At 61.4% G+C, this 24,764-nt stretch carries 18 protein-coding genes; 12 read left to right on the top strand and 6 right to left on the bottom strand.

Annotated elements, in window-relative coordinates; all coding sequences use genetic code 11:
• Positions 1 to 223: 223 nt before the first annotated feature.
• Complete coding sequence (locus KVG91_RS25310) at positions 224 to 1,651, top strand: nucleobase:cation symporter-2 family protein (RefSeq protein WP_169375757.1); 1,428 nt, start codon at positions 224 to 226, stop codon at positions 1,649 to 1,651.
• Positions 1,652 to 1,663: 12 nt separating this feature from the next.
• Positions 1,664 to 2,125 (top strand): LEA type 2 family protein, encoded by a 462-nt coding sequence (locus KVG91_RS25315; protein WP_076952410.1) that lies wholly within the window; start codon positions 1,664 to 1,666, stop codon positions 2,123 to 2,125.
• 265 nt (positions 2,126 to 2,390) lie between these two features.
• On the opposite strand, the gene KVG91_RS25320 is transcribed toward KVG91_RS25315, so the two are convergent.
• Positions 2,391 to 3,317: a carbon-nitrogen hydrolase family protein gene (locus tag KVG91_RS25320; RefSeq protein ID WP_169375756.1), complete on the bottom strand. Its 927-nt coding sequence runs from the start codon at positions 3,315 to 3,317 to the stop codon at positions 2,391 to 2,393.
• An 81-nt stretch (positions 3,318 to 3,398) separates the two neighbouring features.
• On the opposite strand from KVG91_RS25320, the gene KVG91_RS25325 reads away from it, so the two are divergent.
• Positions 3,399 to 4,292, top strand: coding sequence for a LysR family transcriptional regulator (locus tag KVG91_RS25325; protein ID WP_169375755.1), 894 nt, complete (start codon positions 3,399 to 3,401; stop codon positions 4,290 to 4,292).
• Here KVG91_RS25325 and KVG91_RS25330 read toward each other — a convergent pair.
• The gene (locus KVG91_RS25330; protein WP_169375754.1) at positions 4,285 to 4,539 is read right to left on the bottom strand and encodes a hypothetical protein; all 255 of its coding nucleotides are present in this window, start codon (positions 4,537 to 4,539) and stop codon (positions 4,285 to 4,287) included. The two genes, KVG91_RS25325 and KVG91_RS25330, sit on opposite strands and share 8 nt — an antisense overlap.
• 164 nt (positions 4,540 to 4,703) lie before the next feature.
• On the opposite strand from KVG91_RS25330, the gene KVG91_RS25335 reads away from it, so the two are divergent.
• Positions 4,704 to 5,024 carry a DUF883 family protein gene (locus KVG91_RS25335; RefSeq protein WP_169375753.1) on the top strand — a complete coding sequence of 107 codons (321 nt, stop codon included), beginning with the start codon at positions 4,704 to 4,706 and terminating at the stop codon, positions 5,022 to 5,024.
• Positions 5,025 to 5,058: 34 nt separating this feature from the next.
• On the opposite strand, the gene KVG91_RS25340 is transcribed toward KVG91_RS25335, so the two are convergent.
• Together KVG91_RS25340 and KVG91_RS25345 are read right to left on the bottom strand one after the other, a co-directional pair.
• A complete protein-coding gene (locus KVG91_RS25340; protein WP_169375752.1) occupies positions 5,059 to 6,096 on the bottom strand; it encodes an Ldh family oxidoreductase in 1,038 nt (345 codons plus the stop codon).
• A gap of 123 nt (positions 6,097 to 6,219) precedes the next feature.
• Positions 6,220 to 11,361 carry a dermonecrotic toxin domain-containing protein gene (locus KVG91_RS25345; RefSeq protein ID WP_169375751.1) on the bottom strand — a complete coding sequence of 1,714 codons (5,142 nt, stop codon included), beginning with the start codon at positions 11,359 to 11,361 and terminating at the stop codon, positions 6,220 to 6,222.
• 188 nt (positions 11,362 to 11,549) lie between these two features.
• Here KVG91_RS25345 and KVG91_RS25350 point away from each other — a divergent pair, with 188 nt between their 5' ends.
• Entirely contained in the window at positions 11,550 to 16,673 is a 5,124-nt protein-coding gene (locus tag KVG91_RS25350; protein WP_169375750.1) for a dermonecrotic toxin domain-containing protein, read from the top strand.
• 19 nt (positions 16,674 to 16,692) lie between these two features.
• On the opposite strand, the gene KVG91_RS25355 is transcribed toward KVG91_RS25350, so the two are convergent.
• The gene (locus KVG91_RS25355; protein ID WP_034104642.1) at positions 16,693 to 16,962 is read right to left on the bottom strand and encodes a PepSY domain-containing protein; all 270 of its coding nucleotides are present in this window, start codon (positions 16,960 to 16,962) and stop codon (positions 16,693 to 16,695) included.
• Between the two features lie 141 nt (positions 16,963 to 17,103).
• Here KVG91_RS25355 and KVG91_RS25360 point away from each other — a divergent pair, with 141 nt between their 5' ends.
• The 7 genes from KVG91_RS25360 to KVG91_RS25390 all read left to right on the top strand — a co-directional run bounded on the left by KVG91_RS25360 (position 17,104) and on the right by KVG91_RS25390 (position 23,115).
• A complete protein-coding gene (locus tag KVG91_RS25360; RefSeq protein ID WP_169375749.1) occupies positions 17,104 to 18,102 on the top strand; it encodes a FecR family protein in 999 nt (332 codons plus the stop codon).
• Positions 18,103 to 18,430: 328 nt separating this feature from the next.
• Complete coding sequence (locus KVG91_RS25365) at positions 18,431 to 18,877, top strand: hypothetical protein (protein ID WP_169375748.1); 447 nt, start codon at positions 18,431 to 18,433, stop codon at positions 18,875 to 18,877.
• The gene (locus KVG91_RS25370; protein WP_169375747.1) at positions 18,877 to 19,428 is read left to right on the top strand and encodes an adhesin; all 552 of its coding nucleotides are present in this window, start codon (positions 18,877 to 18,879) and stop codon (positions 19,426 to 19,428) included. Before KVG91_RS25365 ends, KVG91_RS25370 begins: the two co-directional genes overlap by 1 nt.
• 67 nt (positions 19,429 to 19,495) lie before the next feature.
• Positions 19,496 to 20,236 (top strand): hypothetical protein, encoded by a 741-nt coding sequence (locus KVG91_RS25375; protein ID WP_169375746.1) that lies wholly within the window; start codon positions 19,496 to 19,498, stop codon positions 20,234 to 20,236.
• Positions 20,237 to 20,297: 61 nt separating this feature from the next.
• Positions 20,298 to 20,978 (top strand): C39 family peptidase, encoded by a 681-nt coding sequence (locus KVG91_RS25380; RefSeq protein WP_169375745.1) that lies wholly within the window; start codon positions 20,298 to 20,300, stop codon positions 20,976 to 20,978.
• Positions 20,979 to 21,016: 38 nt separating this feature from the next.
• Positions 21,017 to 21,760 carry a hypothetical protein gene (locus KVG91_RS25385; RefSeq protein WP_169375744.1) on the top strand — a complete coding sequence of 248 codons (744 nt, stop codon included), beginning with the start codon at positions 21,017 to 21,019 and terminating at the stop codon, positions 21,758 to 21,760.
• A gap of 50 nt (positions 21,761 to 21,810) precedes the next feature.
• A complete protein-coding gene (locus tag KVG91_RS25390; protein WP_169375743.1) occupies positions 21,811 to 23,115 on the top strand; it encodes a hypothetical protein in 1,305 nt (434 codons plus the stop codon).
• 237 nt (positions 23,116 to 23,352) lie between these two features.
• On the opposite strand, the gene KVG91_RS25395 is transcribed toward KVG91_RS25390, so the two are convergent.
• Positions 23,353 to 24,681: a sigma-54 dependent transcriptional regulator gene (locus KVG91_RS25395; RefSeq protein ID WP_169375742.1), complete on the bottom strand. Its 1,329-nt coding sequence runs from the start codon at positions 24,679 to 24,681 to the stop codon at positions 23,353 to 23,355.
• Between the last annotated feature and the right edge of the window lie 83 nt (positions 24,682 to 24,764).

Below are 24,764 nucleotides of genomic sequence, written 5' to 3' on the forward strand. Positions count from 1 at the left end.
GCTCTCAGAAGTAATGTTTGCCAGCGTCCTGCCGCGAAACGATCCGTCAGCGGCTACCGCTGCCCAGACCTTGGGCCCCTTGTCGGAATGGCAAGTGGGCCTATACGAGGTATCGGCTGAGGCTGGGGATTTATGCAGGGCGCTTATAAATATTTTTTTACACTTCTGACGACTGGCAGTTTCTGGCATCCTGCGCCTCCCTTTTCCGACCCGAGCCCTCATTTTGTCTGACGCTCAAGCCCCCCGCCCGCGCTATAAATCCGACCTGATCTACGGCCTGGAAGACCGCCCGCACTTCACCGCGGCGATCTTTGCCGCGCTGCAGCATGTGCTGGCCAGCTTTGTCGGCATCATCACCCCCACCTTGATCGTCGGTGGCGTGCTCGGCCTGGAAAGCGAAGTGCCTTACCTGGTGAGCATGGCGCTGTTCGTGTCGGGGCTCGGCACCTTTGTGCAAGCGCGCACATTCGGCCCAATCGGCTCGGGGCTGCTGTGCCTGCAGGGCACCAGTTTTTCCTTTATCAGCGTGATTCTCAGCGCCGGCTTCATGGTCAAGGCCCGGGGCGGCGGCACCGATGAAATTCTTTCGACGATTTTTGGCGTCTGCTTTTTCGCCGCTTTCATCGAAGTGGTGCTCAGCCAGTTCATCGGCAAGCTGCGCAAGCTGATCACCCCGGTGGTCACGGGCACCATCATCACCTTGATGGGGTTGTCGTTGATCAAGGTCGCGGTGACCGACATGGCCGGCGGCTTTGGCGCCAGCGATCTCGGGGCGGCGAGCAACATGGGCCTGGCGGCGCTGGTGCTGCTGACCATCGTGGTGCTCAACCGTTTCAACAACCCGTTCCTGCGCCTGGGCTCGATCGTGATCGGCCTGACCCTGGGCTTTGTCGTGGCCTGGCTGATGGGCCGCGTGGACCTGGCAACATTGCCACAGGTGCCGTTGATCAGCGTGCCGGTGCCGTTCAAGTACGGATTTTCGTTCGACTGGGTGGCGTTTATTCCCGTGGCGGTGATTTTCCTGATTTCGCCTCTGGAAGCGGCCGGTGACCTGACGGCCAACTCGATGATTTCCCAGCAGCCGGTCAAGGGCCCGCTGTACATCAAGCGCATCAAGTCCGGCCTGCTGGCCGACGGCCTCAACTCGGCGATGGCGGCCACCTTCAACAGCCTGCCGATGGTGACCTTCGCCCAGAACAACGGCGTGATCCAACTGACCGGCGTGGCCAGTCGCTACGTGGCGTACTTTATCGCCGGCCTGCTGGTACTGCTGGGGTTGTTCCCGATGGTCGGCGCGGTGCTGCAACTGATGCCCAAGCCGGTCCTGGGCGGCGCGACCCTGATCATGTTCGGCACCGTGGCCGTGGCGGGAATCAAGATTCTTGCCGAAGCCGGCCTGCATCGGCGCAATGTGCTGATCGTGGCGATCTCGCTGGGCATGGGCCTGGGCGTTGCGGCCGTGCCGGAAGTGCTGCGCGACCTGCCCAAGGCGCTAAAGAACATCTTCGAGTCGCCGATCACCGTGGGCGCTTTCTGTGCGATCGTGCTGAACATTTTCCTGCCTGAGGCGTTCATAGAGCTGGAAGAAGATGAATTCGATCCGGAGTCTTCGACCCTCAAAGTGATGCAGGACCCGGACGTCACGAAATAGGAGCACTGTTACATGCGCAAGCTCATGGTTGTATCGCTGTTGCTGCTGACCTTGAGCGCCTGCGCGCTGTTCCCCAACCGTGACCCGGTGAACATCAACGTGGTGGGCATCGAGCCGCTGCAAAGCCAGGAGCTGGAAGTGCGCTTCGCCGTGAAGCTGCGGGTGCAGAACCCCAACGAAACAGCCATCGACTACAACGGCGTGGCCCTGGATCTGGAGGTCAATGGCCGGCCGTTGGCGTCGGGAGTGAGTGATCAGAGCGGCTCCATCCCACGCTTTTCCGAGACGGTCCTGATGGTGCCGGTGAGTGTTTCGGCGTTTTCCTTCCTGCGCCAGACCCTGGGCCTGAGCCAGACCCAGAGCCTGAACAACCTGCCCTATGTGCTGCGCGGCAAATTGGCCGGCGGCCTGTTCGGCACGATGCGCTTTGTAGACCGCGGCACACTGGACCTGCCGAACACCGCTACCTGGTAAACGCCATGCAACCTGCGATTGCGGTCTTCCAGGTACAGGTGTGCCGACTGATCCAACGCTGTCGCAACATGGGTATCTACATAGCTTTGTAGTGAGCGGGCTTGTCCCGCGCTGGGCGGCGAAGCGGCCCCAAACCGGGCAAGTGTATTGGTCTGAAGTAAAGCGGTGCCTTTATTATTAGGGCCGCTTCAGCCCAGCGCGGGGCAAGCCCGCTCACTACAGACCGCAATCGCAGGCAAGCCAGCGCCCACAATCCTGACTGTGTTTAATCAGTGATAAAACGCACGCCCGGTTTTGCCCGTTCATCTACCACCAATTCGAACACATCCGGCCGGGCGTAATGCCCCGCCACGTCATAGTCATACCGCGCGCGCACCAGGTCAGCGGTGTCAATTCGCGCAGTCAGCAACCCCGCCTCACCCAGCAAAGGCCCGGCCAGGACGTCGCCCATCGGCCCGACAATCACGCTGCCGCCGGCGATCAACGGACGGTCCGACGGCCAGCTGGCAACCTCCACCCCCAAGGCTTCGGGCGACCCCTGCACCTGGCACGCGCTGACCACAAAGCAGCGCCCTTCATGGGCCACGTGGCGCATGCTCACTTGCCACATTTCGCGCTCGTCCACCGTCGGTGCGCACCACACTTCGACGCCCTTGGCGTACATCGCCGTGCGCAGCAGCGGCATCATGTTTTCCCAGCACACGGCTGCGCCGATGCGTCCTACGGCTGCATCGATCACCGGCAGCGTCGAACCATCGCCCTTGCCCCAGATCAGCCGCTCGGTGCCGGTCGGCATCAATTTGCGGTGCTTGGCCACCAGGCCACCCGCCGGTTCAAAATACAGCACGGTGCAGTACAACGTGCTGCCACTGCGCTCGATGACGCCCAGTACCAGGCTTGCACCGGTGCGCGCCGACAGGCCCGCCAGCGCTTCGGTCTCGGCGCCTGGCACGTCGATGGCATTGGCAAAATAACGCGCAAAGGCTTCGCGGCCTTCGGGCAGGCGATAGCCCAGTTGCGTGCCGAAGCCTTCGCCTTTGGGATACCCCCCCAGCAGCGCTTCAGGCATCACCACCAATTGCGCACCGCTGCGCAGGATATCGTGCTCATAGGCCAGGATCTGCGCCAGGGTGTCAGCCTTGCCGCCAGGCAAGGAGCCGATTTGCAGGGCCGCTACAGTAGAAACAGGCATCACGTTCACTCCGAAGTCAGGGGTTGCCCATTCTCCCGCCAGCCTAGATCATGAATAAAGCCCACTTCAGCACTGAATGATATGAGCCAGATCAATATCGCCCAGGTCGATCTCAACCTGCTTAAAACCTTCGAAGCGCTGCATGACGAGTCCAGCGCCAGCCGCGCGGCGTTGCGCCTGGGTGTTACGCAATCGGCCATCAGCGCCGGGCTGCGGCGCTTGCGCGAGATGTATGGCGATCAATTGTTCGTGCGCACCGGCCGCGGCCTCGCGCCGACCTTGCGGGCCAACCAGTTGAAACCGCTGATCAGTGAAGCGCTGGATCGCTGCCGACAGAGCCTCGCAATGGCCAATCCACACAACCACCAGTATCAGGGCCGCTCCGTGGTAGTGGGCTTGTCCGACGATTTCGAGATTGCCTATGGCCGCAAGCTGATGGAAGAGATCGCCCGACGGGCGCCGAAACTGCGCGTGATTTTCCGCCAGACCCACAGCCAGATCGTGGCGGGCGCCCTGCTCGATCGCACGCTTGATCTGGCAATTACCGCCGGCGGTTTCGCCCACAGCCGCTTGAGTCGCCAGGTGCTGGCGGAGGGGGATTATCGCTGCCTGGTGGATTCAAGCCAGCCCGGCATCAGCCTGGAGGAATTCGTTGCTCGCGAGCATGTGCTGGTGTCGTCCGGCGGGTTTATCGGCATCACCGACGAGGGGTTGGCGGCGCAGGGCTTGACTCGCCAGGTGTGCGCCTCCACCAGCCACTTTGCCGCGCTGCCGTTTTTGCTCAAGGGCAGCCAGGCCGTCGCGACCATTCCAGGGCATGCCGCGCGGGCCATCGCAGAAATGACCGGCCTGCATGTACTGCCGTGTCCGCTGGCCCTGCCGCGCTATCCAGTGGAGCTGGGCTGGCGCACCCAGGCGCAGCTTGATCCGCTGTTGCTGAAAGTACGCGAGGCGATTGTGGCGAGCTTTACTTAGCCGCCGCCATCAGCTTGTTGACTTCACTGCGCACCATGTTGGCGAACTCCGGCGGCGACATGCCGTCAAGTTCCGCACGCACCCATTCAGCCCACCTGCCCTTGCGCTTGGCGCGTTCGCCGAACAACCGCGCGGCCTCGCCCTTGGCCTTGCCCAGGTTGGTTTGCCACAGGTCGTAGAGACGGGACTTTTCATCTTCCAGCTCGGCGCGCTCGGCGAGGGTCTTGTTGGCGAGATTGAAGCTCATGTTGGATTACCTGCTGCATAAATAGGTGGCATCTTACACCGTAGGCCGAAATTTCCTGATTCGGATTTTCGCCCACAGCCACGGGCGCGCAAATAAACTGCAACTTTTGCCGCCGCGCGGCACTCCATTGTTCACTGTCACATTCACCCGCAAGGAGTCACCCAATGGCCCGCAAAACCGCTGCCCAAGCCGTCGAAGAGCAAATCAAGGATCAAGCGTTCAGTGAACTGACGGCGTTGATCGAAGAATCGGACAAACTGCTCAAAAGCAGCGCCTCATTGGTGGGTGAAGAAGGCGAAACCTTGCGCGAACAGGTTGCCATCAAACTCAGGCAAGCGCTGGACTCGGTGTCCAACGTGCGTGAACGCAGCAAGCCGGTGGTGGACGCCACCGAGACCTATATCGGCGGCCACCCGTGGCAGACCGTGGCGATTTCCGCAGGCTTTGGCCTGGTGGTGGGCCTGCTGCTGGGCCGTCGCAACTGAGTACGACCGGCTGCGCCCAGCGCGCAGCCTTTTTTCAGGCGTTTACCATCGCCTGCAAGCGCTGCAACTCCCCCGCCTCCAGCACAATCCCCTCTTGCGCGGCCTTCGCCCGCGTGCGATGACGCCGGTCACCCGGCAAGCGTCGCAACCCCGCTGCATGCATCTGCCGCACCAGTTCCTGGCTGCGCTCGGCAAACGTCTGGCCGCTGGTCTTGCTCGGGTCGATCACAATCAGCAACTGGCCGGTCCAGGGCGTGCGGGCGCCGGGGTGATCCGACCAGTCGAATTCGAATGAAAAGTTGCCCCCGGTCAACGCCGCCGCCAGCAGCTCCACCATCATCGACAGCGCCGAGCCCTTGTGCCCGCCAAACGGCAACAGCGCCCCGCCCTCAAGGATCGCCTTGGGATCCTGGGTCGGCTGGCCCAGCCCGTCCACGCCCATCCCCGGCGGCAGGCGCTCACCTTTGCGCGCGGCGATCTGCACATCGCCATGGGCAATCGCGCTGGTGGCCAGGTCAAACACAATCGGTGCGCCATCGGCGCGCGGCGCGGCGAAAGCGATGGGGTTAGTGCCGAACAACGGCCGATCGGCGCCGTGAGGCACCACGCAGGTCATGCTGTTGACCACGCTCAACGCCACCAGGCCCTCTTCGGCGAACGGTTCGACATCGGGCCATAGGGCCGCGAAATGATGGGAGTTATGAATCGCCAGCAAGGCAATCCCGGCGCTGCGGGCTTTTTCGACCAGCAGCGCCCGGGCCGCCTCCAGCGCCGGCTGGGCAAAGCCATTGCACGCGTCGACCCGCACAAACCCCGAGGCCACGTCGGTGACCTGCGGTTCGGCCTGGCCGTCGACCCAGCCACTGGCCAGGGTCGACAGGTAACCCGGCATGCGAAACACCCCATGGCTATGGGCGCCATCGCGCTCGGCGCTGGCGCAGTTATGCGCCAGGATCGCCGCCACCTGCGCGGACGTGCCGTGGCGCTCGAAGATGCGCTGGAGCAACGCCACCAGCGCGGTGAAGGTGATGCGGGTCGTGGAACCTTCAACTACCAAGGACTGCGCAGACATCTGAAGCTCCGATTTTATGATTGGAGGGGCAACAAGACTGGAAACCCAGGCCTGGGATTAACAACGCACGCCGCGCCTGCTGTCAATACGAGGCTGTCGAGCCGGGCAAGACTCACCGTACGCTCAAGCGCCTGGATCCAATTCCCTGCCCAATTCTGAAATCAGATACGTCACCGAGTCAGCGTTGGCTAGAATGGTGTCGATGCGCTTGTCCGGGTTACTCATGAAGATCTGCCGGGCGTCATTCAACGTCTTAGCCCCGGTCATTTTGAGGATTTTTGCCCTGGCGTGCACCGTGGCGTCGTCGTGCCCCATGCCCTCCCAGCGCTGCGACAGGGCATCCCAGGTCCTGAACAGCACACTGGCAGGCGTCAGGGTCGACAATGCCGTGCTGCGTAAATCGATCAGGTCGGTGCGCATCGACTGGCCGAGCAAGGTCGAGACATTAATCAAATCGGGGAACGGGCGCATGCTGTCCAGGTAGGCGATGTCTTCAGTACTGCTCATCAGGTGTGTCAGTTCGTGGATCAGTACGGTCGCCCGAGCATGCGCGTTGATGCTGAAGGGCGAGTTCAGACGGTTCTGGTAAGTGTCCAGGCTGGGGTCGAAAAAGCGGTCCAGCAGGTAGATTTTCTTGTCGATATCGTCCGACAAGACAAAGGCGTACGTGTCGATGGGGCTCCAGCGGCTGGTGCCACTCACAAAACGCCCGGAGCCGGGTTTGCACAGGCTCGGGTTGACCAGTTCGTTGAGCACTTCATCCACTCGCCGCTCGACCCGCGCCAGTTGCGCGGGGTCGAGGTTCAAGACGCCGAACAGTTCAGTAAAGAATCGCCCGACACGGCTTTCCGGGCTGCGCTCCTCGGCAAAGCGCACAAGGTTGCGTTTGCAGTTGACCGCGTAATAGGTTGCCACATTGAGTGCTTCATTGATGCACTGGGCTTTCCAGCTCGATAACGCAGCTATCTGTTCAAGGCCGACTGCCTCGACATGTATCGAGTCCCGCTCGGCACTGCGTGTGTACCTACGTCCCGCATAACGTGACAGGGTTTTACCGAACCGAGGGTCGTGTCGGCTCAGGTCCAGTATCCATTTCCCATCGGTATTGCGCTGTACAAAAGGCCCTATCTCGTCATTCTTGACGATGCACCAACGATCACCAGCCTTGCGCACCGGGTAGACTTTGCCCGCGACGGGTACATAACCCTGCGACGTGCCGGGCGCCTGGTAGACATGGGTCTGGTCGCTCGCTGCCAGGTCGGCCAGTGCAACGCTGTGGTCTTCAAAGTGTTGCAGGCGCGTGCGCAAGGGCTCGGTCATGTCCAGCGTCGCCAGCGTGGTCGCGGCCGGCACCGACTCATCCACCCCGGTTGACGCCGTTTCAGCCGGGCTGGCGGCTGCCAACGCAGCCTCAAGGGGCTTGCGCAGGGCGAACAGCTTGGCTACGCCAAGAATGAAATTTTTCAGTGCCGGCCCCCAGCGCTGTTGCTGCAAGTCTTCGGCGGAGGCCTCGACCAGCTTGAAACCGCGCCATACCACCCGCGGGTAGTTGAGTTTGCCCGCGATAAATTGCAAAGCGATGGGAATGTCTTTGCGCAGCAGACCGGTGACCGCGTCCCACTCGGCCTTGCCGTCGCGGTCGAACTGGCAGGCCAGCATCTTGATCAGCGCGAGCGTGTTGTCCTCGAACAGCAGCGACAAAAGATTGCCTGGGACAGGCGTGGATTTAAGCCGGATATCCGCACCGTTGGACGGTAACAGATGACGATAAGTGGCTTGGTGCGAAGCGTCCAACTGGCGGATGATCCAGTTTTGCAGCGGGCCGGCACGGTTTATGTCATTGAGGAGGTCTTCGGCGCGCGCATATTCACGCAGCACCGGCAACGGGCTGTAAGGCGCATACAAAACCAGCGGCTCGGCAGCCCCGGCCCGGGGGCCGATCAGGTACAGGCCCAGTGGCTTGACCGGCACCGCGCCTGGAGTGGCGATCAGCTCGAGCGGCCGAATCATCGCCGAAGCGCCCTCGAGGGCAGCACGCGCCACCGCATCCGGCATGTCGAATACCTGCAGGATATAGCGCCACGCCGTGTCGCTGATGCGTCCTTCAAGTTTCTCTTCATGGGCATGGCGCAACAGTTGCCAGGGCAGTTGCCGGCAAAACAACGCTCGACGCTGACGGTTGTCTTCGCTGTTCCCGTTGAGATGGGTCTTGAGCAGCGCGCCGTAATAGCCGGCCAGGTCCAGCTGACGCACCAGTTGCACCACCGCCGCACCGTCCAGCGCCGCCGGCAACGCGGTCGCGGTTCGCGAGCGTGGGCGAATGTTGTCGCCCTGCAGGTCCGGCAAGTGCCTCAGCGCGAAATCGATCAGGCTCAGGTCGTGGCCGTCAAGGGCCGTTCGGCCGGGAATGAGTACGTTGTCCGGGTCGATAGCTTTGCCGGGAAAGCGCTTTTCCAACAGGTCCGTGAGGGTGGTTGCCGCGTGTTCGCGCAACGTCGGCAAGCTGTGCAGGTAGTCGCGCTTGTCCAAGGTGCTGAGGCGGTACTGTTCAAGCAGCTCTGCGTGCAGGCGCTGCTCCTCGGGCGCGGCCATGCCCAGCCACACCGGCAGGTCCTGTTGGTGAATCATTCCCTGGGCTATGGCCGTCGCGCGGTTCAGGTTGGTGGGCGGTGCCTGCTGCATGGCGTTGTCCAAGCTGTCCTGCAGTTGCCGGGGGCCCAGGGGCATCTTCAACAAATAGTCAATACGGTCGAGAGCGTGGTCGTGCCAGCTCTCCTGGCGATTGTCGAGCAGGTGATCGTCAATGCGCTGCAGGGGGCCAAGCCGGTAATCCTGATGTGGAAGACGGTGAGTGATCGCCAGGTTTTCCAGCAGCGACAAGCGTTCATCCGGCTGCGCCAGGCGCTGTGCCAGGCGCTGGCAGGCCGCCTGGATCGAGGCGAAGACTTCGTACCCCTGCTGCGGCGTCCACAGCACGGCCAGGCCCGAGAGCGAGGGGTCGATACCGCCCCGCTCGGTCAGCACAAAGCAATTGGCCAGAGAATAGAGCGCGTCATCGCTGCCCGAGGACACGGCCAAGCTGAACGCATCCGGCAGGAAGCCGTTGAGCCCGTGGCGCTTGAGACGGATCAGGCTGTCGTGACGCAGTACCGTATCCAGGACTTCATGGGCACCGGGCGGCAGGCTTTTATTCAGCTGGCGCAGGTCGGCTTCGCCGCGCAACCCCAGCATCAAGGCCTCGCTCAGCGACGCCTTATGCTGCTGCAGAAACTGGCGTGGCAAGGTGCGGATGTCATGGTTGAAGAAAGGCACCTTCGCGCGGTCGATCAGTGCGTTGAACTGCTGGCTGCCCAGGTTGCTGAAGCGCAACGCGGCACCAGCGCGCCGTGCGGTATAGAACCCGGTGCGGGGCGACTCCAGCACGGGCTCGCCGACCCCGGCCAGGCACTCGATGAAGTGTTCGACCATGCTCACTGACCGCTCGGGCGTGCGCTCCTCCGATTGCTGTGCCTCGCTGGGATAGGTGTTGATGTACATCTCATTGGCCCGTTGCGACAGTTGGCTTTTGTCCAGTTCGGCATTCAAGGCGCGTGTCGCCAATTGGCGCAGGGTCGGATGATTGCCGTGCAAGGCCCGCACCGTGATGGCTGCGGCCACCAAGGGCGGTAACTGCAATTTGGCGCGCTCGGCTTGCACCGTCGACGGCTGGCCATAGCCGCTGGTGACCGGGTGCAGGCTCCAGCGCCCACCGGCGTCCAACGCCAGCAGGCGCTGATCAAGCATCTGGCGCACGTCCAGGGCGCAGTCGAGCAACGCCGCCAACTCGACCTTGCCATCACTGCGCCGGAACACGTTGAGGGCATGCTCCAGGTTGCTGTGCTGCTTGACGGCGATCACCTCCACAACCTCATAAAACACATTGTCTTTTATCGGTAGGCTATTGATTTTGAAAGTTTTTGATTCAGCAAAGACACTGCGTTCATCCAGCGATAAAAAATTGAGCAGCTCGTCTTCATGGCCCGCCGCCTTGAGCATGCTCAGCAAGGTGTCATTGAGATCGTCGACATCCTTGAGCACTTGCAACCCGCGCGTGTGGGTATACAGGTAAGCCTGTTCACTGCTGAACACCAAGGTCCCGGCCAGCTCCATGGCACGCCGGTACGGCGCCTCCAGGTGCACGGTTTCAACACGCAGGGTTGCGCAGTGGGCGCGGCGGGAGGCTTCGTCAGGCAGGAACACGCCGAGCAGGCGCTGGCTCTCTTCGGCCGACACGATGCCGTCCTGGCGTTTGAGCAGCAGGTCGATGCGCAAGGTGTCGCTGAGCACTTGGGCAAAAAACTCATGGCGCGACTGACCGCGGTCGAAGTCTTCGTTCCAGTAGGTGTGCAACAGGCTGCTCAAGAGGCTGGAGAAGCTTTGCGCACTGCGCTCCACCAGGCTCTGCCAGCGCTCGACATCCTCGGCGCGCTGAGCGGCGCTCAGGCCTGAGGTGACATGGCGGGGGTTGTCGAACCGTCGGGTCTGCCCGCGCGGCCAGCCTTGCCTGAGGTAAAACTGCAGCAATGCCTGGCTCAGGGGCATCGAACTGATCCATTGCGGCTCGCGCCCATCGCGCGCGGGGACGTAACTGTTGACGCGGCTGTCACGGTGGTCGAGGCCCGAAAAGCACGCGCGCCCCATGAAGGACAGCAGCGTATCGAGCATCCATGACAGCGTGGGCGTGTTGCGCAGTTGATCGAGCATCGCTTGCAGATTGTGCTGCCGACACGCGATGAGTGAGTCTTCCTGGTCCTGCATGACCGCCCCCTCAATGATGTGTGCGGTCAAGGTCAGGTCGCTGGCAGCCTCCAGCTCTTGGCGCCGCCTGATCGGTATAAACCTAATTAGATCAATACGTTCCGACTTTCTTATCAAGCGATCTCTTAGCTGCGCGAGCGCGTTTTCGCGGCTGTCGATTACCTCCAGGCCGCCATAAGGGGTGTAAAGCACCGCCTTGGCGTCGTCCGGGCTGGGGCTCATCAGGAATACGCCGGCCAAGGGCATGGAGGCGTTGCCCGGGAGGTGGATCGTCAGCTTTTCCACCGCCATGGGCGCGGTACGCAGGTCTGCATCCTGGCGGGCCTTGTCGGTGGCGTAGTACAGCGTATGCAGCCAGTCGAGATCGCGCAGGCTCAGGCCCAGTTCGCGCTCGCGCTCGGTCGGTTGCTTGCGCCTTACCGGGCGCAGGAACTCGTCAAAAAAATAGGGCGGCGTCAGCCGTGTCATGGTGCGCTCTCCGTCACAGCCAAAAAGGAACGCGACAGGCTAAGCGTGCGCGACGCTTCGCAGCGGTAGATAACTGCTGCAACCGAGCCCGCTGCCTTGCAGCAGTTATCTACCGCGGGGCAGTCACCCAGCCTTTTTAAGCTTGGGCTCACGAATTCGGCCGCACCGGCCGCGACGGAGAGCGCACCATGACAAGCATCACACCGCCTTATTTCTTCGACGAGTTTCTGCGCCCAACCCACAGGGAAGCCCCCACCGAGCGCGAACGTGCGCTGGGGTTGACGCTCAGTGAGCTCGATTGGATCCCCACACTGTTTTACCCCACCGATCATGAACGGCGCTCGCCGCAGGTACGCAAGGCCCCAATGGAGGTGGAAAGCCTCTGGATCCACGCGACCCACAAGCCCGCGGTGCCGTTGGCCGGGGCGTTCATGATGAGCCCCAGCCCGGATACAAACGCGGCACTCCTGTATACGCCCTATGGGGGGATCGAAGTGTTCGAAGACCGTTCGGCGCTGCTGCTTGACGTTTCAAACCGGCTGAAGAATGCGCTTCATCACGCTGAAATTATTCAGTTTTTATCTATCCACCAGCGATTGGACTTTTCCCCACATGCCCCCTTCACATTGGCCACCGCCTACATTGAAGGCGCCGTCATGGACTATCAGGAACGAACCTTAAAGGCCAACCAGCTACTCAACGCACAAGCCATGCTGGAAAAACTGCTCACCACGCCCACGCTGCCCACACTGCTCGATAAGGCGCTGGCGTCGATGGCGAGCGGTGTCCTGGTGGGGCTTGACCATAACGAAACGCGTGTCGAAAGCCGCCTCGATACCCCGGATGAGACAGCCGGATGGCGAGCGTCGATGCCACTGCGTGAGGTGTTGCTGCAGTTCTATCTGAGGCAGGCTTGGCCCCCCGGCCAGACGCGCACGTTTATCAACCCCCGCCATGTCACCCAAAGCTTCAACGACGCTCAGCGTAAGGAGGATGTACGCCAGTGGGAAACCCTGGTGGAGCAAACCGCCGGCGTACTGGCCCACCTGCTGACCGGCCTGCTACGGACCTGGTGGACCGAAGACAGCGGCAGCGGCGAATCGTGCCTCAGGTTTTGTGCCCACGCGGTAGGTGAAAAAATGCGCGTCGACCTGTTGCTCAAGCGTCAGGCCGGCCTGATCAGTGCCGAGGAAAGCTATTACGCACGGGCGATATTCGTGTCGGAGCCGCAGGCGCGTTGCGCGCTGCGACCCTCGTTGACGATCAACCAGTTGCGCATCAACGCGCCGTTCCTGCGCCCTGTGGATCTGGCCTCGACATTGCTGATCAGCGATGCCCAGACTTATCTGTACACGCAGACCCGCGGGCTCCAGACGCTCAAGGCAATCGACGACCTCAACGCCACGCTGCTGGGTATGCTCAAGGCGGTCGGGCATGAAGACGAATTGCTCAACTACCTGTCGATCAGCGAGCGCAGTCGTTTTCTCAGCATGGAAAACGCACAGATCAGCGTCTTGCCGGTCAGCGGCAATGTCTTTGAGGATCTGGTCGGGGAGATCGTGGCCAAGCAAGCACGCAATATGGAGCAGGCCCTGAGCATTTATCGGCGCAGCGAAGGCGGTGTGGATCTTGAAGCACTGCTCGACTGCACCCTGGACGTGCGCGCGATGCTCGATAGCCATCTGTTGGAACTGGACACCGCGGGACGCTGGAGTCCGCGCCCGGTGCATAGCGACGACGGACGCCCGACAACCATGCGGGCCACGCGCGCCAAACCTGAACTCCGGGTGTTGCAAGCCGCCAAAGCGCTGTTTACCAAGCTGCGAGCCAGCCATCCGACACTGCGCCGCCTGATGGCCGAGGCGTTGAACCGCCTGCTGCATGAGCAGAACGTGGATGCCGACGCCAACAAGGTCTACATCAACACCTACGCCACTGCGGCCAAACAACGTGAAGAACGTGTTCCGCTTAGCTCCATCAGCTTGACTGACCATTTGGTTGAGCGCCTGGCAGAGGCTGCCGAGCGTGTGCGCGACACGGCGTTGGTCGGCTTCTACAGTGCGCGCAAGGCCGGGGTTGCCTTGCGTTTGGACAGCCTCTCCAGCGCAACCTTCAACCGCATGGCTGACCAAGCCATGTCTGCGTTTATCCGCCAAGATGTCCACGATCTGCCGATCAAGTTCCTGCGCGATAATCAGGAGCAACTCGGCGCTGCACAGCTGCAAGGGCTGCGCAGCGAGGCACACATGCGCCAGCTCAGTGGCACGCTCAGCGCGCGCACCTGCTCGATCCTCGACACGGTGCTATGCAGCGACGGCCTGCTGCGCGCCAAGCGCCAGGGGCTCAAAGGTTTCCTTCCGGACGCCTATGGCTTGACGCTCAGGATCGGCGACGATCCTACCGCCCACGGTCTGGCCAATTGCTTCGTCCTGACCGAGCGAGGCGGCGTTGACCTGCTGCGTTCGGGACAAGCCGTGTTATGGACGCCCCAGCGCGGCCATGAAGCGTTTACATCACTGCGCGCCCTGCGCGACGTACTGGAACAACGCCTGGCAATCCCCGACGAGCGCCTGGCGCTGATCTATAACCTGGCGCCGCAACACCGCGCGCCGCATCAGGTGTTTCATTTAGGGCCGCTGCAACGCATCGACGAACATCTGTTGAACAACCGCCAACAAAGCAACGTGGTGCACATGCTCGGCGGTATTGACTATTGGCGCGCCGCGCCCTTGAGCGCCGTGCAGTTGCAGGACTGCCTGGATCAGGAAATGGCGCAGGTGGCGCCGTCCAATCTGGACCGAGCCGTGGCCATCACACAGGGAATCATTCACCGTCAGGCTTTGCCGGCGTGGCTGGGCATGGCAACGCCCGAGGAACAGATAAGACATGCCGAACTGTTGCAGCAATACCTCAGCAGCGCGCCGGACGAACAGGATTACCTGCACGGCGTGCCATCCTTGCGCGAGCATGTCGCCAGCCAACTGCAGGTGCTGCTCGAAAAGCGCTTCCCGGACCTTACGCTGAACCCGAACGATATCCTGATCCGCACGCGGTTGACGCCGAACGGGCACATCTTCAGCCTGACGGATTACGCTTTGCGCCATTTGCCCGATTTGCATACCCAGGTCCTTCATCCCGTCTCGCGCACAGCTACGCCGCTGCCGCCGGGGCTGGATGGGACGGCGATCGTGCAGATGATTTTCCAGCTGGACACAGCCGATACCTATCGGGCCATGCTCAACACCCACCTGACGTCAACGGGCGAAGACGGCCTCAAACGCAAGGCGCTGTTTTGCCGGCAATTGCGCTGGCAATTGTTGCGCCTGGCCCATGAAGAGAGACTGGCGCAACGCCTCAGCACAGCGGCCTGGAGCCTGGTGTGGCAGGTACTCGACATGCCGGACGCGGTGGCTCGGGAAAAAGTGAGTGGCGCGACCGCGATCATTCGCCCGCTCGAACTGATTGCCAACAAAGACGCAACTGCGGTCAGGGTCCTGGGCGCTTACCTGATAAGCCCGAAGGCCTCGCAGCCAGGCCCTTTGGTGCTTTACACGCCTTACCGACCGCAGCACGTATTCAAGGAATATAGACAGACGTCCGACCTGCTGGAGGAGCTCTGCCGCGAAGGTCCGCTGCAGGACTGGGTCGTCCGGCATATCAACGCCGTGCATCAGACCACCTACCAGAATCTTTTTAAATCCATCACGCCTGACGAAGCCAAGGAAGTGTCGCTCGCCGACTCCCCGGTCAGGGCCAACGCGCTGACTCAACTGTACGAAGACAACACTGAGCAATTAATGGACATGCTCAGCCGCCAGTTCGACGCGCAAGGCGAAGATCAGTGGGAAGGCTTGACCGATCTGCTGAGCGAAGGGATCTCGACCAGCTTTCGTTTTATCGCCGGCAAGCTGCACTATCCGTTGGATCTTTGGCGCAGCTTCAAGCTGTTCAAGGCATCCGCCGAAGACCTGCAACAGCAGCGCTGGACCGACGGCCTGAAAAATTTCGTACTGGGTGTGGCCAGCATGGCGTCGCTGCACAAGGCCTTGGAGGGCCTCGTACCGGGAGGTACCCCAACCGACCCCACCGAGCCAGCGGATGCACAGGCGCACACAGTGGGCACCCTGGAGATCACGCAACCTCTGCGAACCCAGCTGCAAAGCTTTGAAACCACGACGGTCTCCTTGGACGACCTGCAGGAAAATCCGCTCACCCACCTTTACTCGGCAGTGGGGAGTGATCGCTACTTCGCGCCGGTGGCGGGTAAAGTCTACCCGGTCACCCAGGCCGGGGAGCGCTGGCGCATCGCGCAGGACGATGCGGTGGGGCCTTATGTGCAAATGGGTACTGGCAGTGAGTGGGTGCTGGACCTGAGCGACCACCACCCGCGCTTCGGCGCAGGCTCGTCACGCCAGCGCTCGCGCGCTATCGAGCGTGATGAAATCAATATCGAAGCGGCGGGCATGCGCGACATTGCTGCGCTTTCGCCGTGGAAGGCGCGCTGCATTACCGAAGCGATCAATGTGGCGACCTACTATGCCGTCAACGGCAAACGCAACATGCGCAAGTTTGTCCGCACCCTGCCCACCGGGTCCCGTGTCGGCAAATTGTTGACCGACACGTTTGCAGTGGTGAGTTTCAGCCCGGTGCAATTGCAAAAAATCGAGCGGCGCATCGACGAGGTTCTCGGCGAGCTGGTCAACCCCACCTTGATGCGTCCTGACTCACGTCGCTTCGTGGTCGGCACCGCACGTTGGGACCCGCTTGAGACTTACGGCTTCACCATGACCGAGGACCGCAAGAACAAGATCTACCTGCTCAATCGCTTCTTCGATCCAATGCTGGACGTTTACCTGAATAGTCTCAACGCCCCTTTCGATATAACAGCCCATGCCCGCGCCGCCGTGATACTCCACGAAGTGTCGCACCTGGCCAGCCGCACCGAGGACATCGCCTATCTGGACAGCATGCGCCCGTTTCACGACTTGATTAATGTCAGTGCACCGACTGGACAAGCACTGTTTAACACCTTGTCGGACGCCCGCGAGACGGCGTTGTCGGTCCTGACGCCGGCCAGTCAGTTGTTCAAGGTTTGGAATTGGAAGTCGCAACAGTGGGAAGACCTGGGCGAATCCACCTCCAGGCACGTGCATGACCACGTACTGAGGCTCACCGGCACCACCACGCTTGATGAAGCCAGACAGGTATTCATGAGCGATCCGGACAAACGCATGGACGTCATCCTGAGCAATGCAGACTCGGTGGCCTACATGATTGCGCAACTGGGCAGGGTATTGGATCCGGGGGCCTGAACAGGCCCCCGAGGGTGCATCAGTCTTTCTGGTCGCGCAGGATGTTGCCCGACGCGCCATCAATGCGTGCTTCATACACGGTGCCATCGGACTTGCGGCCTTTGACTTCCCAATAGCCGTTGTCATCCGCTTCAGCGGCGTAAACCTCGATGTAGCCGGCTTTGGTCTTGGCCACTTCAATGGCTTTTTCGATGGTGATCCAGCCTGCGCCCGGCTTGTCGGCCATCGCTGCGCCTGCACTGAGCAAGGCGGTGGTCGCACACAGGGCAACTAGGGTTTTCTTCAGCATTTTCGTACTCCATGGTGTGAATGTCCTGAGCTTTTTAGGTGCGAGCAAACGAGAATAAGTTCCAATTGATGTGCAATCGCCATGATGGCTGTTCTCGCGGTCTACCCTAGAGGTTAGAATGTGAGAAATCAGGATGAGTTAATGAGCGAAAAGTCCCTTTCAGAAGCCGAATATGACGCTATCACCGATGCCGCCGCGCATTGGTGCATGCGCCTGCACGCAGGTGATTGCACGGCGGATGAACGTGAGGCTTTCGCGCAATGGCACGATTGCGACCCGCTGCACGCCTTCGAATACGCGGCCATGCTGGAAATCTGGGACGTCGCCGACCACCTGCCACGCACCGCAACCGCACCGCCGGTGGTGGCGCCGTTCAAGCCCCGCAGCCGCTTGCGCACCTACGCGGTGGCGGCGGCGGTCTGCCTGGCCGCCCTGCCCCTCGCGGCCTTTACTGGATGGGAAGCCGGCTGGTTGCCCAGTGCCTACGAGCGCTTCGAGGCCGCCGATGGCCTGCGCCAGGTCACCCTGGGCGATGGCAGCCAGGTTGAACTCAACCTCGGCACCGAATTGGTCTACAGCCATTACAAGGATCAGCGGCGGGTCACGCTGAAAAAGGGCGAAGCGTTCTTCAACGTCAGGCATGACAGCGCCCATCCGTTTATCGTGCATGCCGGCAATGGCCAGGTGCGTGTCACGGGCACTCAGTTCAACGTCTGGAAGTACGAAGACCAGGTGCGGGTGATGCTGCTCGAAGGTTCGGTGCAGATTGCCAGCGACCAGGTCCACGGCAGCGTGCCGCTGACGCCCGGCATGCAAGCCAGCTATCAGCGGGGCGATGCCACGCCAAGCGTGCGCGCGATCAACCCCAACGACACGGCGCTGGCCTGGCGCCAGGGCAAGCTGATCCTCGACGACCTGGCCCTGGCCGACGCGCTGCCCTTGATCAACCGCTACCTGAGCAAACCGGTGATGCTGGCCGACGCCGACACCGGGGCGATTCGTATCGGCGGTATCTATAACCTCAATGAGGTCAACAACCTCATCCCCTCCCTGCCCAAGGTTTTGCCGGTCTACCTGACCCAGAACCAGGACGGCAATCCCGTACTCAACTCGATTCCGCGTAAAGCGCCCAAGGGCTGAGCTTCTGTTTGCCTGCACAGGCTTCGTCACGCCTGAACTGTCCATTTATTTAACACCCCGATGCCTTGCATCGCCCGTGCGGCGCGGGTTCTTCGTGTTGTCATGCACAGTGTTACAGCGCTGATACAGCGGGTGAAGCGTTTGCGCAGAGGCTGGGTCGTTGTGCACGGGCAGCGCGTTGTTTCAGGTTTGATACAGGGATGCCATCACTTTGCCCACAAATACTCGCAAGGCATTGAATATAAAGACTAAGTAAAAAGCGGCACGCCATCTGCTCTCTCCCTGACAGCGCTGTTCAGGGTCAGCGCGAAGCATAAGGACTGTCGCCGTGAATACATTCACTCAAGGTTCGATGAACGTACTGCTGGTCAGCTGTGTACTCAGTACCGGCATCAGTGTTCCGAGCTTTGCGGGTGACGGCGTTATCGTCACCGGGCGCGACGTACAGGGGCACATGTACGGTCGGCCTTACGGCAAAGACCCCTACCCCAGCACCGCCAATGCCAATCCAAGCCGCGAGATCCTGGGTTCCACCGGTGAACTCAGTGACCTGGACATCGGCGGCATCAGCAGCGGCTCGAGCATGACCCGCGCCATCATGCCCAACGGCAACCTCCCTGGGTTGAATAGCGCCCAAGGCAGCGTGACGACACTCGGTTCCGGCGCAGCCGCCGGCCACGGTGCGGGCGCCTCGATGGGTGGGCAGATCAGCGACTCGATCCAGCGGGGCATGGCGCCCTTGAACAACATCGGCAACATGATGGGGGGCCAATAATGAACCGCTCCCTGCTCATTCTGGCCCTGCTCGGCAGCGCTTCGGTCATGGCCGACAACACCGCGGTGATCAATAACAGTGGTGAGGCTTACAAAGGCAACCTGATGATCAACCAGGCGGCGGGCAAACAGCTACAGATGATCAACAACCGCGCCGTCGCGCTCGGTGGCCAGGCCACCACCCGCTCAGTCCAGACCATGAATGGCAAGGTCGACCTTTCCCTGAACGCCAGGGCGGCGATCGAGGGCGCCTCATTTACTGACGGCAACGGCATGCTGGGCGTCAACCAGTCGGCCGGGGCCCATAACCAATCAGTCAATGCCGTACGGATCAGCATCAACCCTGGCCCGCAAAGCATCGACGACAGCGTCCTGTTGCAACAGAACACGACGACGCTGGCAACCGACTCAGGGCTCACCCCCACCACTGGCAGCCGCCAGGTCGTGACAAGCGACCAGGCCTTCACCGGCAGCCGAGGAGTGATTCAGGTGAACCAGAGTGCCGGGGTGGGGAACCGAGTGGCTAACACCCTGGGCATCACTATCAAGTAACCGCTTGGTAGCGCACGTTCGACCGTACCAACACTTAACCAACCAATTAGAAGCAAGGAGATACACCATGAAACCTCAAATGGCCCTGAAACCACTGGTTTTCGCGCTCGCCGCACTCATGGCTGCCGCCGCTCAAGCAGGGGGTGGCTGGCACCCTGCGCCACAGCCAACCGGCGTGGTTGCCTCGGTGGTTACCGATGTGCAAAACAGCGTGGGCAACAAGTTCGACGACACCAACACTGAAAACAACGCCTCCGCCGATGGCTCGGTGACCGGCAACAGCGGTAACGTTGGCGTTAACGTCCAAGCCGGCACTGGCAACCAGGCCGATAACTCCGGCGCCATCTCCAGCGCCAAAGGCGACTTTGCAAGCGTGTTTGCCGTGGTCGATGTGAACCAAGCCAGTGGCCTGAACAACTTCGTCAACAAAGGCACGCAAAACAACGCCTCCCTGGATAACTCGGCCAACGGTAACTCCGGCAACCTGGGTTACAACGGCCAGGCCGGCCAAGGCAACCAGGGCAAAAACAACCTGGCAATCACCACCGCCGATGGCAAGAACATCGCCGCGGCCGCCAACACCGAGCAAAACTCGCTGGCCAACAACTACCTCAACGCGGCCGCCAGCGGGTATGGCCATTACGGCAAGCCTCAGTACGTGTCGAACAACTCCAGCCTCGACAACTCGGTTAACCGCAACTCCGGCAACGTAGGGGTGAACCTGAAATCGGGCTCGGGCAACCAAGGCAGCAACAGCCTGTCGATCGGCCAGGGTTGCAACGCCTGTGGCGGCAGCGTGCGCTTCTGATCCAACGGGGCCTTGGCAACAAGGCCCTTTTTTATTCCCGTGTCCATCAGGTCACACGATCATGCGTCTCGCGACCCTCAGCCTCCTGCTGCTGCTCACCGGCCCGACCTGGGCAGGCACCATGGCGATCTCCGCCATGCCTGGCGGTGCAGTCATCTACAAGAAGGTCGAGAGCATCCGTGAGCGCCGCTTCGCCAACCTGGTGGAACAGAAAACCGATTTCAGCTGCGGTGCCGCGGCACTTGCCACCATCCTGCGCCAGGGCTATTGGCTCGACGTAGACGAAGACCACGTCATCAAAGGCATGCTGGTCAATGCCGACCAGGACCTGGTTCGCACCCAGGGCTTTTCCATGCTGGACATGAAGCGCTACCTCGAAAGCATCGGCATGCGTGCCCGGGGCTACAAGATCGCAGCGGACACCCTGGTGACCGTGAAGATCCCCGTGGTGGTGCTGCTGGAAATTCGTGGCTACAAGCACTTCGTGGTGTTGCAGCGCGCGGACAAGGACTGGGTCTATATCGGCGACCCGGTGCTGGGCCACAAGCGCTACTCACACGACGACTTCGTCAAGGGCTGGAATGGCATTGTCTTCGCGGTACTGGGTGAAGGTTACGACAAGGCCAACGCCTTGCTCGATCCGCCCACGCCGTTGACCGCCAAGAATCAGTTGAACACGTTCCGGCCCGTAGGCGATGCCGAGCTGATGGATTTCGGTTTCATCCAGAGCGACTTCTTCTAAGAAGCGCAATAAGGGGCAGGACGCTCCAGGAGCAGCAGATGAACACTTCCCGTTGGCTGACGGTCATGTGTCTGGCAGCCTCGATGCCCGCTTATGCTTCGTCGGGGTTCAAGCCCATTGAACTCAAGGATTCGGAGATGGCCGAACTGCGCGGCCGCTATGTGATGCCGGGGCGGATCGTCAGCTTCGGCATTGTCATGAGCAGCACCTGGACCAATGCCGTGGGCGACAGCATCACCGGCAAGGCCAGCATGCAGGTCGACGCGTCAACCATCACCCCGCAGTTTTATGTGCAGACCACCGGCTCGGCCGGCACGGGCACCCAGCAGAACACCGGCACCGGCAACGTGGTCGGCGGTGCCGGCCTGGGTACCGGCACGGGCGTGACGCAAAGCGTGCGCACCGCCGGCGACGGCAACACCGCCTACAACACTGTCGGCATCAACGTCACCGAGAACGGCTTTGCCCCTGCCAATATCGTGCAGTCAGGCCAGGTGCTGGTGGCCGGCGGCACCGTCAGCGGCGACAGCGCGGCAGGCCGCGTGAGTGTGTCGGCCGGCAATGGCGGCTTGCAGTTGGCGATCCAGGGCAATCATAACCAAGGCAACAGCCTCCAGCAGATTGGCGGCGGCCAGGTGCTGCAAGGCACGGTGCTGACCGGCGACAGAAACTTCGTGACCAATATGACGCAGCTCAATGTGGTGATGAATAACGGACTTGGCAACGCTGCGTTGAACTGCAACCTGGACCCACTCAAAGGCCTACGCACGCTCGGTTATTGAACTGCGCTGACCCTCGACACTTACGCATTGGAAAAAGGACGGCTTATTTCATGCATCGATCGTTATCGCTACGCGCGGTAATCTGTTTAAGTACGCTCTTGCCCGCATCCGTGTTGTATGCCGCGCCAGACACCGATATCGAAACGCTCAAACAGGAACTCCTGGAACTCAAACAGCGCTACGAAGTGCAGCAAAAAGCCTTGGCGGTACTGGAACAACGCGTGCGCCAGGTCGAGGATCAGCCGCAGGCGGCGCCCCCCAAGCGCCTGGCCAAATCCCCGGCGGATTTTCAGAAGGCCAGCGGCACCACCGTCGCCGGTACCGGCGCGGCGGCGGCTTCCGGCGGTGCGGGCGGCGGTGGCAGCTCGTACGGACAGTCGCTCAAGGACGACTCGGCGCCGGCGCAAAGTGTGAGTAACTTGTACAACGAGGCCAGCGGCTTTTTCGGCAATGGCAAGTTCAGCTTTGAAACCGGCGTCACTTACGCTCGCTATGATGCGCGCCAACTGACACTTAACGGTTTCCTGGCGCTGGACTCGATCTTTCTGGGCAATATCAACCTGGACCGGATCAAGGCGGATAACTGGACCGTCGATATGACCGGGCGCTACAACCTGGACAACCGTTGGCAGTTCGACGTAAACGTGCCGGTGGTGTATCGCGAATCGACTTACCAGTCCGGCGGCGCGGGCAACAATGGCAACGCCACCTCGGAAGAATCGGTGACCCGCGACCCGACCATCGGCGACGTCAACTTCGGCGTGGCCTACAAGTTCCTCGATGAAACCCCGACCCTGCCGGACGCGGTGGTGTCGTTGCGCGTCAAGGCGCCAACGGGCAAGGAACCGTTCGGCATCAAGCTGGTACGCTCAACCGCCAACGACAACCTGTACGTGCCGGAAAACCTGCCGACGGGCAACGGGGTCTGGTCGATCACACCGGGTATCTCGCTGGTCAAGACCTTCGACCCGGCCGTGCTGTTCGGCTCGCTGTCCTATACCCATAACTTCGAAGAGTCGTTCGACGATATCAGCAGCGAACAGAACCAGAAGGTCGGTGGCAAGGTCAGCCTCGGCGACAGTTTCCAGCTGGGAATGGGGGTGGCCTTCGCGCTGAACGAGAAGATGAGTATGTCGTTCTCGGTGTCCGACCTGATACAGCGCAAGAGCAAGCTCAAGCCGAACGGCGGCGACTGGCAGTCGGTGGTGTCCAGCGATGCCAATGCGGGTTATTTCAACGTGGGGATGACGATTGCGGCGTCGGATAACCTGACGATCGTGCCGAACCTGGCGATCGGCATGACGGACGATGCGCCGGACTTTACGTTCAGTTTGAAGTTTCCGTATTACTTCTAGCGACCTCAGGACGCGACACCTCTCCCCTGTAGTGAGCGGGCTCGCCCCGCGCTGGGTGGCGAAGCCGCCCCAATCGAAACACCGCGGTGTGTCAGGGGAAATTGAGGCGACTGGTTTTGGGGCGGCTTCGCCGCCCAGCGCGGGGCAAGCCCGCTCACTACAATTGATCGTCCACGCGCGGGAAGGAAAAGCCCCACAACGATCAGGGTCGTTGTGGGGCTTTTCGGTTTACCCGCCCTAGCGGATCTGGTGTTTGTGCAGCAACCGGTAGAACGTGGGCCGGGAAATCCCCAGCACGCGGGCCGCGACGCTCAGGTTATCGCTGTGCCGGTTGAGCACATCGCACAGCGCCTGGCGTTCGGCGCGGTGCTTGTAGTCTTCCAGTGTCGCCATCGGCGCCGACAGTGCCGGTTGGCAGTGCAATCCCAGGTCGGCCGCCTCGATCTGCCGCCCTTCGGCGAGTACCAGGCCACGGCGTACGCGGTTGGCCAGTTCGCGCACGTTCCCAGGCCAGGCGTGCTGACCCATGGCGACCAGGGCATCATCGCTGAAGCTGCGCGGGCGGCGGCCGGTTTCCTGGCTGTAGAAGCGCGAAAAGTGGTTGGCCAACATCGCGACGTCGCCATGGCGTTCGCGCAGGGGGGCGGTGACCACTTGCAGCACATTGAGGCGGTAGTACAAGTCTTCGCGAAACGTACCCTTTTCCACTGCCGCTTCCAGATCCACGTGGGTGGCGGCCAGTACCCGCACATCTACCGCAATCGGCTGACTGCCGCCAACCCGCTCGATGTGTTTTTCCTGGAGAAAGCGCAAAAGATTGGCTTGCAGTTCCATCGGCAGGTCGCCGATTTCATCGAGAAACAAGGTGCCGCCGTTGGCCGCTTCGATGCGTCCGACCTTGCGCTGATGGGCGCCTGTAAAAGCACCTTTTTCATGGCCGAACAATTCGGATTGGATCAGATGCTCCGGGATCGCACCGCAATTGATCGCCACAAAGGGTTTGGCGTGGCGCTGGGATTGGCGGTGCAACGTCTTGGCCACCAGCTCCTTGCCGGTCCCGCTGTCGCCACGGATCAACACCGGGGATTCGGTGGGCGCCAATTTGGACAGCAGTTTGCGCAGTTCGCGAATGGGCCGGCTGTCGCCCAGCAGTTCATGCTCGGGCTCATCCACCGGTGCATGGCCCCTGCCCCGCAGGCGCGCCATGCCAAAAGCGCGGCCCAGGGTGACCTGCACGCGGGCCACGTCAAAGGGCAAGGTATGGAAGTCGAAAAACCATTCGCACACAAAATCGCCGACGTTTTGCAGGCGCAGCACGTCCTGGCTGAGCACGGCGATCCATTCGGTGGTGCCGCTGCGCCCGATCAGTTCCTTGACCGCCTCCGGGCGCTCCAGGTGATAAGGCTGCAGGCGCAACAGGCCGACATCACAGGACCGGTCACCCACCGCCGCCAATGTGCAGCTATCGACCTCCCACCCCGCCGTGCGCAAACCGGGTAGCAGCGCGTGGCAGTCATCACACGGATCGACCACTAGCAAACGGCGTTGAACGGGGGGTCCACCCATGACTGTTCCTTGGCGTCAAAATTGTTAAATTTATTGATAAACAACAGTTTGCGACGTCTGCTGCTAACCCTAGCAAGATCTTG

The organism is Pseudomonas azadiae, from assembly GCF_019145355.1.
Lineage (GTDB): Bacteria > Pseudomonadota > Gammaproteobacteria > Pseudomonadales > Pseudomonadaceae > Aquipseudomonas > Aquipseudomonas azadiae.